Source organism: Xanthobacter lutulentifluminis (genome assembly GCF_043194675.2).
In the GTDB taxonomy this organism is placed as follows: Bacteria; Pseudomonadota; Alphaproteobacteria; order Rhizobiales; family Xanthobacteraceae; genus Xanthobacter.
In genome coordinates, this window is sequence record NZ_CM195525.1 from 1847109 (window position 1) to 1861495 (window position 14387).

General features: G+C 70.4%; 11 protein-coding genes. All 11 read left to right on the forward strand.

Annotated features, from left to right (window positions below; translation table 11 throughout):
- Positions 1-53 precede the first annotated feature (53 nt).
- A complete protein-coding gene (gene rimP, locus V5F49_RS08340; RefSeq protein WP_394117798.1) occupies positions 54-881 on the forward strand; it encodes a ribosome maturation factor RimP in 828 nt (275 codons plus the stop codon).
- Complete coding sequence (nusA, locus tag V5F49_RS08345; RefSeq protein ID WP_394117799.1) at positions 881-2476, forward strand: transcription termination factor NusA; 1596 nt, start codon at positions 881-883, stop codon at positions 2474-2476. Before rimP ends, nusA begins: the two co-directional genes overlap by 1 nt.
- 31 nt (positions 2477-2507) lie before the next feature.
- On the forward strand, positions 2508-3260 hold the full coding sequence (locus V5F49_RS08350) for an RNA-binding protein (protein WP_394117800.1): 753 nt from the start codon (positions 2508-2510) through the stop codon (positions 3258-3260).
- Entirely contained in the window at positions 3257-6490 is a 3234-nt protein-coding gene (gene infB / locus V5F49_RS08355) for a translation initiation factor IF-2 (protein ID WP_509210764.1), read from the forward strand. Before V5F49_RS08350 ends, infB begins: the two co-directional genes overlap by 4 nt.
- Positions 6491-6729: 239 nt before the next feature.
- Positions 6730-7323, forward strand: a complete 594-nt coding sequence (locus V5F49_RS08360) for a YcxB family protein (RefSeq protein ID WP_394118514.1) — start codon at positions 6730-6732, stop codon at positions 7321-7323.
- Between the two features lie 16 nt (positions 7324-7339).
- On the forward strand, positions 7340-7789 hold the full coding sequence (gene rbfA / locus V5F49_RS08365) for a 30S ribosome-binding factor RbfA (protein ID WP_394118513.1): 450 nt from the start codon (positions 7340-7342) through the stop codon (positions 7787-7789).
- Complete coding sequence (gene truB / locus V5F49_RS08370; RefSeq protein WP_394118512.1) at positions 7786-8910, forward strand: tRNA pseudouridine(55) synthase TruB; 1125 nt, start codon at positions 7786-7788, stop codon at positions 8908-8910. Before rbfA ends, truB begins: the two co-directional genes overlap by 4 nt.
- Positions 8911-9073: 163 nt before the next feature.
- A complete protein-coding gene (locus tag V5F49_RS08375) occupies positions 9074-10681 on the forward strand; it encodes an ABC transporter substrate-binding protein (RefSeq protein ID WP_394118511.1) in 1608 nt (535 codons plus the stop codon).
- A gap of 333 nt (positions 10682-11014) precedes the next feature.
- Positions 11015-11284 (forward strand): 30S ribosomal protein S15, encoded by a 270-nt coding sequence (gene rpsO, locus V5F49_RS08380; RefSeq protein WP_282891333.1) that lies wholly within the window; start codon positions 11015-11017, stop codon positions 11282-11284.
- Between the two features lie 233 nt (positions 11285-11517).
- On the forward strand, positions 11518-13701 hold the full coding sequence (gene pnp / locus V5F49_RS08385; RefSeq protein WP_394118510.1) for a polyribonucleotide nucleotidyltransferase: 2184 nt from the start codon (positions 11518-11520) through the stop codon (positions 13699-13701).
- Positions 13702-13890: 189 nt separating this feature from the next.
- Complete coding sequence (locus tag V5F49_RS08390) at positions 13891-14385, forward strand: DUF6790 family protein (RefSeq protein ID WP_394118509.1); 495 nt, start codon at positions 13891-13893, stop codon at positions 14383-14385.
- Positions 14386-14387: the final 2 nt, after the last annotated feature.

Here is a 14387-nt window from a genome sequence, read left to right on the forward strand (position 1 = left end):
GCCGCGCGCCCGACCTTGCGACCAGTCTTCGACGCTCACCGTCCTGGAGGGACATGACCGAGATCCCAGCCGCGCTCGACGATGTGAACGAGCCGCGCCTCATCACCGAAACCGGGGTGGCCGCCCGCGTGGCCGCCATCGCTTCCGGCGTGCTCGGCGCGCTGGGCTATCGGCTTGTGCGGGTCAAGGTGACCAACCGCGACGGCGGCACGGTCCAGATCATGGCCGAGCGGCCCGACGGCACCATGTCCATCGACGATTGCGAGGCCGCCTCGCGCGCCCTCTCGCCGGTGCTCGACGTGGAGGACCCCATCGCCAGCGCCTACCGGCTGGAGATGTCCTCCCCCGGCATCGACCGGCCGCTGGTGCGCCTCTCCGACTTCGCCCGCTGGTCGGGCCACGAGGTGAAGGTGGAGATGACCGTGCCCGTGGGCGGGCGCAAGCGCTATCGCGGCCTGCTGCTCGGCACCGCGGGCGACATGGCGCGCGTGAAGCGCGCCGACGCCCGCGAGGACGAGCCGGAGGTGGTGGAGCTGCCCGTGGCCGACATGGGCGAGGCCCGCCTCGTGCTCACCGATGCGCTCATCACCGAGGCCCTGCGCCGCGCCAAGGCCGCCCTGCGCGCCATGGGCGAGGAGGACGAGGCCGAGGACGAGCTCGCCGACCTCGCCGATCTCGCCGCCGAGGCGGAAGCCGCCCGGCCCGGCCCAGCCCGCGACCTGTCCAGGGCGCCCCATCGCGGCCTGAAGCCCAAGGGCGCCGCCAAGCCGCGCGCCAAGTCCAACGCCAAGGCCAAGGCCGGCATCTCGACGCCGGCTCCGACGACCCCCGCGAAGGCCTCAAAGAAGGCCTCGCCCAAATCCTCGAAGGAGACGCACTGATGGTCGCCGTCAGCGCAAACCGGCTGGAACTGCTGCAGATCGCCGACGCCGTCGCGCGGGAGAAGTCCATCGACCGCGGCATCGTGATCGCGGCGATGGAGGATGCCATCGCCAAGGCCGCACGCTCGCGCTACGGCCAGGAGACGGACATCCACGCGGACATCAACCCGCGCACCGGCGAGCTGCGTCTCGCCCGCCACCTGCTGGTGGTGGACGACGTCGAGAACACCGCCACCGAGATCACGCTGGACGGCGCCCGCCGCCACAACCCGGCGGCGCAGGTCGGCGACACCATCGCCGACACCCTGCCGCCCTTCGACTTCGGCCGCATCGCCGCGCAGAGCGCCAAGCAGGTCATCGTGCAGAAGGTGCGCGAGGCCGAGCGCGACCGGCAGTATGACGAGTACAAGGACCGCATCGGCGACGTGGTGAACGGCCTCGTCAAGCGGGTCGAGTACGGCAACGTGGTGGTGGACCTCGGCCGTGGCGAAGGCATCCTGCGCCGCGACGAGCTGCTGCCCCGCGAGACGGTGAAGACCGGCGACCGCATCCGCGCCTACGTCTACGACGTGCGCCGCGAGCCGCGCGGCCCGCAGATCTTCCTGTCCCGCACCCATCCCCAGTTCATGGCCAAGCTGTTCGCGCAGGAAGTGCCGGAGATCTACGACGGCATCGTCGAGATCAAGGCCGTGGCCCGCGATCCCGGCTCGCGCGCGAAGATCGCCGTCATCTCCCGCGACCAGTCGGTGGACCCGGTCGGCGCCTGCGTCGGCATGCGCGGCTCGCGCGTGCAGGCGGTGGTGAACGAGCTGCAGGGCGAGAAGATCGACATCATCCCTTGGAACCCGGACATCGCGACCTTCATCGTCAACGCGCTTGCCCCCGCCGAGGTGGTGAAGGTGGTGCTCGACGAGGATCGCGAGCGCATCGAGGTGGTGGTGCCCGACGCCCAGCTGTCGCTGGCCATCGGCCGCCGCGGCCAGAACGTGCGCCTCGCCACCCAGCTCACCGGCTGGGACATCGACATCATGACCGAGCAGGAGGAGAGCGAGCGGCGGCAGAAGGAATTCGCCGAGCGCACCAAGATGTTCTCCGAGGCGCTCGATCTCGACGAGATGATGGGCCAGCTGCTCACCTCCGAGGGCTTCACCTCGGTGGAGGAGATCGCCTACGTGCCCCTGCAGGAGCTCGCCTCCATCGAGGGCTTCGACGAGGACACCGCCGCCGAGCTGCAGGCCCGCGCCAACAAGCACCTCGCCGACGTGGAGGAGGCGCTCGACGCCCGCCGCACCGAGCTGGGCGTGGCGGACGAGCTGAAGGAGGTCGCCGGCGTCACCTCCAAGATGCTGGTGGCGTTCGGTGAGAACGACATCAAGACCGTCGAGGACCTCGCCGGCTGCGCCACCGACGACCTCATCGGTTGGACCGAGCGCAAGGACGGCGAGACCGTCCGCCATGCCGGCGCGCTCGACGGCTTCGAGTTCTCCCGCGAGGACGCCGAGGCCCTCATCATGCAGGCGCGCGTGGCCGCCGGCTGGATCGAGGCTGATGCCGGACCGGAGGGCGATGACGACGCCCCGGCCGACGAAGCCTGAGACAAGGAGATGACCCGGAGTGCTCACCGCATTGGACGAGGACGAGACGGACACGGGACCGCGGAGCATCGGCTCGGCGCGGGCGCCCCTGTCGCGCCTGTGCCTCGCCACGCGGCGGGTCACCCCGGTGTCGCAGATGCTGCGCTTCGTGGTGGGGCCGGACGGCAGGATCGTCCCGGACCTCGCCCGTAAGCTGCCCGGACGCGGCGCGTGGGTGAACGCCACCCGCGCCGACCTGGAGACGGCGCTGAAGCGCAAGGCCTTCGGCCGCGCCTTCAAGGGCAAGGGGTCCTCAGACCCCGGCCTCGCCGATCTCGTGGACACCCTGCTCGACAAGGACGCCCGCAGCGCGCTCAGCCTCGCCAACAAGGCGGGCCGCGTGGTCACGGGCGCAATGAAGGTGGAGGCGGCCCTCGCCTCCGGCGACGTGCGCGTTCTCGTGCACGCCGCTGACGCGCGCCCGGACGGGGTGCGCAAGCTCAATGCCCTCGTGCGCCAGGCCGAGGCGGCGGGGCTCGCCCCGCCGGCCATCGTCGATTGCTTCAACGGCATCGAATTGGACTTGGCGTTAGGGCGGTCAAATGTGGTACATGCGGCGCTGCTCGCGCATCCGACGGCCAAAGGGTTTCTGGAGCGCTGCCACAGGCTTTTGCGCTGGCGGACGGGTTCGTCCCCCGGCGAGGCGCCTGGGCAGGGTCCAAACCCCAGCCATGGCAACGATTTGAGCCATGGTGCTGATCTCCCGCATGACCCCGGCCGGATGCAAGGAACGGATACGGAATGAACGACACGAAGACCCCCGGCGACAAGACGCTGCATCCCGCCCCCGGCAAGACGCTCACGCTGAAGCGTCCGGTGGAGCAGGGCATGGTGCGCCAGAGCTTCAGCCACGGCCGCTCGAAGGCGGTCGTGGTGGAGAAGGTGAAGCGCCGCGTCATCGCTCCTGGCGAGCCGGGTCGCGAGGCTGGACAGGCCGCGCCCGCAGCGCCGGCAGCGGCGCCCGCCGCGCCGCGCCCGGCTGCGCCTGCCGCCCCGTCTTCTCCCGCAGCTGCCGCGCCTCAGGCGAAGGCCCCCGTGGCGCCCGCTCCGGTCGAGGCCAAGGCCCCGGCCGCGCCCGTGAGCGCGCCGGTGGAACCCGTCGCCCCGAAGGCGCCCGAGCCCACCGCTTCGGCTGCCGCGCCTGAACCCGCGCCGGCGCCCGCCGCAGAGCCCGCGGCTCCGGCTGCCCAGGCGCCCGAGGCTCCTGCGGCCCAGGCTCCTGCGGCGCAGACCCCTGCCGCCGAGGCGCCCGCGGCCCAGCCCGTGGCCACCCCGACCGCTGCGGCTGCCGCCCCCGCACCCCAGGCCCCGGCACCCCAGGCCCCCGCCGCCCAGGCTCCGGCCCCGGCCGCCCCCAAGGCGCCCGAGCCGCGCGCTGCCGCCCCGGCGGCCCCGGCCCGTCCGTCCCAGCCGGCGTCCGGCGCGTCCCGCCAGGGCGAGCCCGCGCGCGGTTCCGGTCCCGCCGGCCGTCCCGGCTCGTCCGCGCCGCAGGGCCAGCGCCCCGGCACCCCGGCCCGTCCCGGCCAGCAGCAGCCCCGCTCCGGCGGCGGCGCGCCCGAGCGTCGCCCCGGCGGCCCGGCCGGCCGTCCCGGCCAGCAGCAGCGTCCCGGCGGCTCCGGCGTGGTGCTGCGCACCCTGACCGAGGATGAGCGCAACGCCCGCGCCAGCGCGCTGGCCGATGCCCGCGTCCGTGCCGTCGAAGAGGCGCGCATGGCCGAGGAGCGCCGCGCCGCCGAGGAGGAAGCCCGCCGCCGCGCCGAGCGCGAGCGTGCCGAACGCGCCGAGCGTGAGGCCGCCGAGGCCCGCAAGCGCGAGGAAGAGGCCCGCCGCGCCCAGGAAGAGGACAAGAAGCGCAAGGCCGAGCAGGAGGCGCGCAAGCGCTTCGGCGAGGACCAGGGCGGCGCTGCCCGTCCCGCCGGCGCTGGCGCAGGCGCCGGCGCTGCCACCGCCGCCCGTCCGCTCACCCCCCGTCCCGCCGGCACCGCCGCCGAGGAGGACGAGGAGCGCCGCGCCGCGCGCCGTGGCCCGGGCGCCCGCCCGGTCGCCCCGGTCAAGGTGCCCCGCGCCCCCGCCGGCCAGGAGAAGCAGCGCGGCCGCCTGACCCTCGTCACCGCCCAGTCGGGCGAGGAGGAGCGTCAGCGCTCGGTGGCGTCGTTCCGCCGCCGCACCCAGCGCATGACCGGCCACCGCGCGCAGGAGAGCAAGGAAAAGATCTCCCGCGAGGTGATCCTGCCCGAGACCATCACCATCCAGGAGTTCGCCAACCGCATGTCGGAGCGGGCGGTGGACGTGATCCGCCTGCTGATGAAGCAGGGGCAGATGGTGAAGATCACCGACGTGATCGACGCCGACACCGCCGAGTTGATCGCCGAGGACCTCGGCCACACGGTGCGCCGCGTGTCGGAATCGGACGTCGAGGAAGGCCTGTTCGACACCCCGGACGAGCCCGAGACCCTGCTGCCGCGCCCGGCCGTCGTGACCATCATGGGCCACGTCGACCACGGCAAGACCTCGCTGCTCGATGCGATCCGCAAGGCGAACGTCGTGTCCGGCGAGGCCGGCGGCATCACCCAGCACATCGGCGCCTACCAGGTGACCGCGCCGTCCGGCTCGAAGATCACCTTCATCGACACCCCCGGCCACGCCGCCTTCACCGCCATGCGCGCCCGCGGCGCCAAGGTGACGGACATCGTGGTGCTGGTGGTGGCGGCCGATGACGGCGTGATGCCCCAGACGGTGGAGGCCATCAACCACGCCCGCGCCGCGCGCGTGCCGCTGATCGTGGCCATCAACAAGATCGACAAGCCCGGCGCCAAGCCCGAGCGCGTGCGCACCGAGCTGCTCCAGCACGAGGTGCAGGTGGAAAGCATGGGCGGCGAGACGCTCGAGGTGGAGGTCTCCGCCAAGGAGCAGCTCAACCTCGACAAGCTGCTCGAGGCCATCGCCCTGCAGTCGGAGCTGCTCGACCTGCGCGCCAATCCCGACCGCGACGCCGAAGGCACCGTGGTGGAAGCCAAGCTCGATCGCGGCCGGGGCCCGGTGGCCACCGTCCTGGTCCAGCGCGGCACCCTGCACGTGGGCGACATCGTGGTGGCGGGCGCCGAGTGGGGCCGCGTGCGCGCCCTCATCTCCGATACCGGCGCCAACGTGGAAACGGCGGGTCCGTCCTTCCCGGTGGAAGTGCTGGGCTTCAACGGCACCCCGGAGGCGGGCGACCGCCTCGCCGTGGTGGAGAACGAGGCCCGCGCCCGCGAGATCACCGACTATCGCCAGCGCCAGAAGCGCGAGAAGGCGGCGGCCCGTTCCGCCACCATCCGTGGCTCCCTGGAGCAGATGATGAACCAGGCGAAGTCGACGGGGCGGAAGGAATTCCCCCTCATCATCAAGGGCGACGTGTCCGGCTCGGTGGAAGCCATCATCGGCGCGCTGGAGAAGGTCGGCAACGACGAGGTGCAGGCCCGCATCATCCATTCCGGCGCGGGCGGCATCAACGAGAGCGACGTGACGCTGGCGGAAACGTCCGGCGCCGCGATCATCGCCTTCAACGTGCGCGCCAACAAGGAAGCGCGCGACGCGGCCGAGCGGGCGGGCATCGAGATCCGCTACTACAACATCATCTACGACCTCGTGGATGACGTGAAGAAGGCCATGAGCGGCCTGCTCGCGCCCATCAACCGCGAGACCATGCTGGGCAACGCCCTCATCAAGGAGATCTTCCTGGTCTCCAAGGTGGGCAAGGTGGCGGGTTGCCAGGTCACCGACGGTACCGTGGAGAAGGGTCAGCACGTGCGCCTGATCCGCGACAACGTGGTGATCCACGAGGGCAAGCTTGCCACGCTCAACCGCTACAAGGATGCGGTGAACACCGTCGTGGCCGGCCAGGACTGCGGCATGTCCTTCGAGAACTACCAGGACATGCGCGCGGGCGACGTCATCGAGTGCTTCCGCGTCGAGGTGATCCAGCGCTCGCTGTGAGGACAGGTCTTCGGGCAGGGCGACGCCACGGCGTGCGCCCTGCCCGAATCCGCATGCGCGGTCCGAGCCCGCGCATGGCGGCGTGATCCGAGGGCGACCCTATCGGCGCCCGCGTTGTCGATGCACCCGTCCGGCAGGCGCGCCCGCCTTCGCCGGCCGCCGGCATCTTCCAATCGGCTCGGATTGACCATCTCGCCCGCGGGCCGCGCGCCCCGTCGGCACAGGAGCAGCCAGGACCGATGTCCACCACCACCGTCGCGGACGGCCCGTTCGATCTCGCCTATCGGCTCACCCGCGCCGATATCGCCGCCTTTCTCGGCCGGCGGATGGAGCTGCGCGGTGCGGCCAAGCTGGCCTTGCTCGCCCCGCTCATCGGCTTCGGTGCGCTTCTGGGCTACCTTGAGGATACCGCGGCCGGTCAGGCCCTGGGCCTCGGCAACCAGTGGATACGCCTCGCCGTCCTGTTCGTGGCGGTGGCGGCGCTCTACGGCTTCGTCACGATTTTCATGAGCGTGGTGCGGACGCGCACCCTGCGCCTCGCGACGGTGCCGCCCGGGGAGATCCGCGTCGTCGCGAGCCGCGCCGGGGTGCGCGTGACCCACGCCGGGCGGACCAATTCATTCGGCTGGGACGAGATCCTCGCCGTGACCCTCGCAGATGCCCATGTGTTCCTCGTCACGGCACCTCAGGAGGCCATCATCGTGCCCCTGAGAGCATTCGCGGACCATGAGCACATGCTGCGCTTCTTCACCTTTGCCGACGCGCAGGTGGAGGCGGACAGCGCCCGCGCCGACGCCCGCGCCCAGGTGGTGCAGCGCGTCGGCAAGCCATAGAACAAGGACAAGCGCCATGACACGCGGTTCCCAACACGGCTCGCCGTCAGCCGGTCCCTCCCAGCGCATGCTGCGGGTGGGCGAGCTGGTGCGCCACGCCCTCGCCGAAGTGCTCCAGCGCGGCGACCATATCGATCCGGTGCTGGCCGGGCACATCATCACCGTGCCCGAGGTGCGCATGTCGCCGGACCTCAAGATCGCCACCTGCTATGTCATGCCGCTCGGCGGCAAGGACATCACCCCCGTGATCAAGGCGCTGGCCGACAATGCCCGCCGCCTGCGCGGCGAGGTCGCCCGCCGGGTGGAGCTCAAGAGCGTGCCCGAGCTGCGCTTCCGCAAGGACACCTCGTTCGACGAGGGCGCCCACATCGATGCGCTGCTGCGCTCGCCCGAGGTGATGCGCGACCTCGAGACCGACGCCGCGCCCGACGACATCCGGACCGACAAAGAGACCGACGACGAATGACCGCCACCGCCGCCAACGCTGCCGCCCACCTCGCGGCAGAGATCGCCTCCGAGACCGCCTCGCAGGCCGAAGCCATCCCCGCCCCCGCCGAGTCCGCGGCGTCCGCCGATGCGCCCGCCGCCACCGGCGAGACCGGCCGCGGCCCCCGCGCCTCGCGCGAGCAGGACAACCGTCCGCGCGCGCCCAAGCGCGACCTCGACGGCTGGGTGCTGCTGGACAAGCCCACCGGCATGACCTCCACCCAGGCGGTGAGCGTGGTGAAACGCATCTTCGGCGCCCGCAAGGCCGGTCATGCGGGGACGCTGGACCCCCTGGCCTCCGGCTGCCTGCCCATCGCCTTCGGCGAGGCGACCAAGACCGTTCCCTACGTGATGGACGGCCGCAAGACCTACCGCTTCACCGTGCGCTTCGGCGTCGAGACCGACACGGATGATTCCGAGGGCAAGCCCGTCGCCACCGCCGATGAGCGCCCCTCGGATGCGGAGATCGTGGCCGCGCTGGACGCCTTCCGCGGCGAGATCATGCAGGTGCCGCCGGCCTATTCCGCCCTCAAGATCGGCGGCGAGCGGGCCTATGACCTCGCGCGCGACGGCGAGGAGGTGGTGCTCCAGCCCCGCCCCGTCACCATCTTCCGCATCGAGCTCGTGGAGCGTCCCGACGCCGACCATGCGGTGCTGGAGGCCGAGTGCGGCAAGGGCACGTACGTGCGCGCCATCGCCCGCGACCTCGGCCGCATGCTCGGCGCGCGCGGCCATGTCTCGGCCCTGCGCCGCGCCTGCGTCGGCCCGTTCCTGGAGGAGGACCTGGTGCCCCTCGACGAGCTGCGCGAGCGCGCCGAGGCCGGCGAGGAGGCGCTGATGGACGCGCTCGACCCGGTGGCGCTGGCGCTGGAGGAGATCCCGCACATCACCGTCACCCCGCCGGATGCCCACCGCCTGCGCTGCGGCCAGGGCGTCATCCTGCGCGGGCGCGACGCCCCGGTGGTGGAGGGCCATGTGGCCGTGTTCTGCCAGGGTGGGCTGATCGCCATCGGCGACGGCGAGAACGGGGAGATCTTCCCCCACCGCGTGTTCAACTGGGGCAAGCCTTCCGGCCGCCCGCCCCGCCGCAGCGGCCGCTGAGGCCCGCGCGCCCCGATCCGGCCGGCCGCGAGCGGCCGCCGGAGCTTCAGGCGAGCCGCGCGGGCGGCTCTCGCGCAGGGGAAGCCCCCTGCGCATATTGCATACAATCCGGCATGCCTCTTGCGTCATGTCCTGTGGGGGCTCTCCACGGAAGGACCGCTTCATGCTGCGTTTACCGGGACTTCGACACACGCTTGCCGCTGCGTTTCTGGCGGCGTTGACGGCTGCGGCGCCTGCCCGCGCCGAAAGCGTGATCCGCTACGGCATCTCCATGGCGGACATTCCGCAGACCACCGGTCAGCCTGATCGCGGTGCAGGTGCCTATCAATTCACCGGCTACACCCTCTACGACCCGCTGGTCGCCTGGGAGATGAACGTGGCGGAGAGGCCCGGCAAGCTGGTGCCCGGCCTCGCCACCGAATGGAAGGTGGACCCCGCCGACCCGAAGAAGTGGCTGTTCACCTTGCGCAAGGGCGTGAAGTTCCACGACGGCTCGGACTTCAGCGCCGACGCGGTGGTCTGGAACCTCGACAAGGTGCTGGACGAGAAGGCCCCGCACTTCGACAAGCGCCAGTCGGCGCAGGTGAAGACCCGCCTGCCCTCCATCGCCTCCTGGCGCAAGGTGGACGACTACACGGTCGAGATCACCACCAAGGACGTGGACAGCTTCTTCCCGTACCAGATGCTGTGGTTCCTGGTCTCCAGCCCGGCCCAGTACGAGAAGCTCGGCAAGGACTGGGACAAGTTCGCCCAGAGCCCCTCCGGCACCGGCCCGTTCAAGCAGGACAAGCTGGTGCCGCGCGAGCGGCTGGAGCTGGTGAAGAACCCCGACTACTGGGACAAGACCCGCCTGCCCAAGACCGACCGGATGATCCTCATCCCCATGCCGGAGGCGCTCACCCGCACCAACGCGCTGCTCGCCGGTCAGGTGGACCTGATCGAGACCCCGGCGCCGGATGCCGTGCCCCAGCTGAAGGGCGCGGGCATGAAGATCGTCACCAACGTCACGCCGCACGTGTGGAACTACCACCTGTCGGTGCTGCCCGGCTCGCCCTGGACCGACATCCGCCTGCGCAAGGCGCTGAACCTGGCCGTGGACCGCGAGAGCGTGGTGGCGCTGATGAACGGCCTCGCCCAGCCGGCCAAGGGGCAGGTGGACAAGACCAGCCCGTGGTTCGGCAAGCCCTCCTTCGACCTGAAGTACGACCCCGAGGCGGCCAAGAAGCTGGTGAAGGAGGCGGGCTATTCTCCCGAGAAGCCGCTCAAGACCACCTTCATCATCGCCGCCGGCGGCACCGGGCAGATGCTGTCTTTGCCCATGAACGAGTTCCTGCAGGCGAGCTTCAAGGAGATCGGCATCGACGTGGAGTTCAAGGTGGTGGAGCTGGAGGCGCTCTACACCGCCTGGCGCAAGGGGGCGAAGGACCCCATGAACGAGGGCATCACCTCCAACAACATCGCCTATGTCACCTCCGACCCGCTCTATGCGCTCATCCGCTTCTTCGACAGCCGGCAGGTGGCGCCGGTGGGCGTGAACTGGGGCTATTACGGCAACCCCAAGGTGGACGCGCTGATCGACGAGGCCAAGCGCACGTTCGACACCGCCAAGCAGGACGAGCTGCTCGCCAAGGTGCACGAGCAGGTGGTGGACGACGCGGTGCTGGTGTGGGTGGTGCACGACGTGAACCCGCACGCGCTCTCGCCCAAGGTGAAGAGCTTCGTGCAGGCCCAGCACTGGTTCCAGGACCTGACCACCATCGGCCCGCAGTGACGGAACGGGGCGGGCCCGCGCCCGCCCCGTCCCCCGCCCGGCCGCCAGCGCCAGCCTGCCCCGTGCCGCGCCGCACCCGCTCCGGGTGCCCCGGCGGATGGAAACATTCCTCTGGTTTCACGGGGAAAACCCTCTATAGTCCGGCGCGCGGACGGTACCCTTTCGGGTGCCGCTTTCCGTGTTTCGCCTCGACCGCGCTGGACGACATCCCGGCCCGGCCGAGCGAAGGCCCGCAAGGCTCCTTCAAGGGTCGCCTTCAAGGGGTGCCTCCGCAGCCGCTGACAGGCGGCCGTGGGGAGCGGGCTTGTTCTCTCTCGTTGAAAGGATAGACCGATGTCGATCACTGCCGAGCGCAAGCAGGCGCTCATCAAGGACTATGGCGCGAAGGACGGCGACACCGGTTCGCCGGAAGTGCAGGTGGCGATCCTCACCGAGCGGATCGTGAACCTCACCGAGCACTTCAAGTCCCATCACAAGGACAATCACTCGCGCCGCGGGCTGCTCAAGCTCGTCTCCCAGCGCCGCAGCCTTCTCGACTATCTGAAGAAGAAGGACGAAGGGCGCTACAAGTCCCTCATCGAGCGTCTCGGCATCCGTCGCTGACGCTCTCCCCCGGCGCCTGCCCACCGGGCGGGCGCCGCGCGGGCCGCTTCGGGCGGCCCGGCAGGCGCAGCGGGCATGGGGCCTGCTGCGAGACCGCGCACCAAGGACGAGTCATGGCAGGATCGCCGGACGCTACCGTCGGAGCCCCCTCGTGAGGGTATGGCTTCGCGCGGCGCGTCCGGCCGTCTTGCTCATGGCTCCTCTCCTTCGCGCCTGAACCGAAAGACATACGCATGTTCGATATCCATCGCGAAGAGCTGGACTGGGGCGGCCGCACGCTCACCCTCGAGACCGGCAAGATGGCCCGCCAGGCGGACGGCTCCGTGCTCGCCACCTACGGCGACACCAAGGTGCTGGCCACCGTCGTCTCCGCCAAGGAGCCGAAGCCCGGCCAGGACTTCTTCCCCCTGACGGTCAACTATCAGGAGAAGACCTACGCCGCCGGCCGCATCCCCGGCGGCTACTTCAAGCGCGAGGGCCGTCCCTCCGAGAAGGAGACGCTGGTCTCCCGCCTCATCGACCGCCCGATCCGCCCCCTGTTCCCGGACGGCTACAAGTGCGACACGCAGGTGATCATCACCGTGCTGGCGCATGACCTGGAGAATGACCCGGACGTGGTCTCCATGGTCGCCGCCTCCGCCGCGCTGACCCTCTCCGGCATTCCCTTCATGGGCCCGGTGGGCGCCGCCCGCGTCGGCTTCATCGACCACGAGTACGTGCTGAACCCCACCGTTGACGAGGTGAAGGAAAGCGCCCTCGACCTGGTGGTCGCCGGCACCTCCGACGCCGTGCTGATGGTGGAGTCCGAGGCCAAGGAGCTGCCCGAGGAGATCATGCTCGGCGCGGTGATGTTCGGCCACCGCCACTTCCAGCCGGTGATCGAGGCTATCATCAAGCTGGCCGAGAAGGCCGCCAAGGAGCCCCGCGCCTTCCAGCCGCAGGACGTCTCCGAGATCGAGGCCAAGGTGAAGGAGATCGCCGAGCACGATCTGCGCGCCGCCTACAAGATCAAGCAGAAGCAGGACCGCTACGCCGCCGTCGGCGCCGCCAAGTCCAAGGTGAAGAAGTACTACGAGGAGCTCGCCATCGGCGGCAACCCGGTGCCGAACCCGCAGGTCGTCTCCGAGGTGTTCAAGGCGCTCGAAGCCTCCATCGTGCGCTGGAACATCCTCGACGACGGCATCCGCATCGACGGCCGCGACGTGCGCACCGTGCGCCCGATCGTGTCCGAGGTCGGCATCCTGCCGCGCGCCCACGGCTCCGCCCTGTTCACCCGCGGCGAGACGCAGGCCCTCGTGGTCGCCACGCTGGGCACCGGCGAGGACGAGCAGTTCATCGACAGCCTGGAAGGCACCTACAAGGAGCACTTCCTGCTGCACTACAACTTCCCGCCCTTCTCCGTGGGCGAGACCGGCCGCATGGGCTCGCCCGGCCGCCGCGAGATCGGCCACGGCAAGCTCGCCTGGCGCGCCATCCACCCGATGCTGCCCGCCAAGCACGAGTTCCCCTACACCCTGCGCGTGGTCTCCGAGATCCTCGAGTCCAACGGCTCGTCCTCCATGGCCACCGTCTGCGGCTCCTCGCTGGCGCTGATGGATGCGGGCGTGCCGCTGCGCCGTCCGGTGGCGGGCATCGCCATGGGCCTCATCCTCGAGGGTGAGAAGTTCGCCGTGCTGTCCGACATCCTCGGCGACGAGGACCACCTCGGCGACATGGACTTCAAGGTGGCCGGCACCGAGCAGGGCGTGACCTCGCTCCAGATGGACATCAAGATCGCCGGCATCACCGAGGAGATCATGAAGGTCGCCCTCGCCCAGGCGAAGGATGGCCGCACCCACATCCTCGGCGAAATGGCGAAGGCGCTCACCACCGCCCGCGCGGAGCTCGGCGAGCATGCCCCGCGCATCGAGGTGATGAAGATCGCCGTGGACAAGATCCGCGAAGTGATCGGCTCCGGCGGCAAGGTGATCCGCGAGATCGTCGAGAAGACCGGCGCCAAGATCAACATCGAGGACGACGGCACCATCAAGATCGCGTCCGCCAACGGCGACTCGATCAAGGCCGCCATCAACTGGATCAAGTCCATCGCTTCCGAGCCGGAAGTGGGCCAGATCTATGAGGGCACGGTGGTGAAGGTGGTCGACTTCGGCGCCTTCGTGAACTTCTTCGGCTCCAAGGACGGCCTCGTCCACGTCTCCCAGATGGCCAACGAGCGGGTGGCGAAGCCGTCCGACGTGGTCAAGGAGGGCGACAAGGTCAAGGTGAAGCTCATGGGCTTCGACGAGCGCGGCAAGACCCGCCTGTCCATGAAGGTGGTCGACCAGGCCACCGGCGAGGACCTGGAAGCCAAGGCCAAGGCCGAGCGCGAGGCCGCCAAGGCCGCCGCGGCGGGTGACGAGGCCGGCGCCGCGGAGTGATTTTGCGACGGGTGTGATCCCGCAAGCAAGTTCGCAAGACAGGGGAAGGCGGCCGCAGGGCCGCCTTTTTCATGTCCGCCCCCCGGGCCCCGCGCAGCCGCCCCAGAAACGGCTTCAGTGGCTCCGGCCCGCGCCCTATCCTTGGCCTTAGGGGTGCGACGGCATATGCCGCCGCCGCGAGGGGCCGACATGATCGCCGACGCCATCCATCTGGTTCTGACCAACGTGCCGGTGCTGTTGTTCGTGCTGGCGCTCGTGTTTGCCAGCCTCTCCCGCAGCGGGGCGCCGGCCGAGCACTATCTCTCCTGGATCCTGCTTCTCAGCGTCGGCTTCCAGGGCATCTGGGCCGGCACCACCCACGTCTTTCTGCCCCAGACCGCCGCCGCCTTCATCGGCTGGCAGCCAAGCCCGTTCCAATACGAGATCGGCATCGCCGACCTCGCGCTGGGCATCGTCGCGGTGGTGTCGTTCTGGCAGAGCCGCGACTTCAAGGCGGCGGTGGTGCTGATCACCTGCCTCACCTATGTCGGCCTTGCCATTGGCCACGTGCGTCAGGTGCTGACGACCGGGGACCATGCGCCGGGCAATTTCGGCATGCTGCTCATCCTCACCGTCCTGGTGCCGGTGGTGATGATCGCCCTGTGGTGGCAGGGCCGGAGCACGGCTGCGCCCCGGCGCCCCTGAAC

What these genes read in the sequence shown, in the direction of transcription:
- truB (WP_394118512.1), top strand. Translation starts at nt 7,786, where the DNA reads ATGACCGCCACCGCCGCCAACGCTGCCGCCCACCTCGCGGCAGAGATC.
- infB (WP_509210764.1), top strand. Translation starts at nt 3,257, where the DNA reads ATGAACGACACGAAGACCCCCGGCGACAAGACGCTGCATCCCGCCCCC.
- rimP (WP_394117798.1), top strand. Translation starts at nt 54, where the DNA reads ATGACCGAGATCCCAGCCGCGCTCGACGATGTGAACGAGCCGCGCCTC.
- V5F49_RS08360 (WP_394118514.1), top strand. Translation starts at nt 6,730, where the DNA reads ATGTCCACCACCACCGTCGCGGACGGCCCGTTCGATCTCGCCTATCGG.
- V5F49_RS08375 (WP_394118511.1), top strand. Translation starts at nt 9,074, where the DNA reads ATGCTGCGTTTACCGGGACTTCGACACACGCTTGCCGCTGCGTTTCTG.
- nusA (WP_394117799.1), top strand. Translation starts at nt 881, where the DNA reads ATGGTCGCCGTCAGCGCAAACCGGCTGGAACTGCTGCAGATCGCCGAC.
- rpsO (WP_282891333.1), top strand. Translation starts at nt 11,015, where the DNA reads ATGTCGATCACTGCCGAGCGCAAGCAGGCGCTCATCAAGGACTATGGC.
- rbfA (WP_394118513.1), top strand. Translation starts at nt 7,340, where the DNA reads ATGACACGCGGTTCCCAACACGGCTCGCCGTCAGCCGGTCCCTCCCAG.
- pnp (WP_394118510.1), top strand. Translation starts at nt 11,518, where the DNA reads ATGTTCGATATCCATCGCGAAGAGCTGGACTGGGGCGGCCGCACGCTC.
- V5F49_RS08390 (WP_394118509.1), top strand. Translation starts at nt 13,891, where the DNA reads ATGATCGCCGACGCCATCCATCTGGTTCTGACCAACGTGCCGGTGCTG.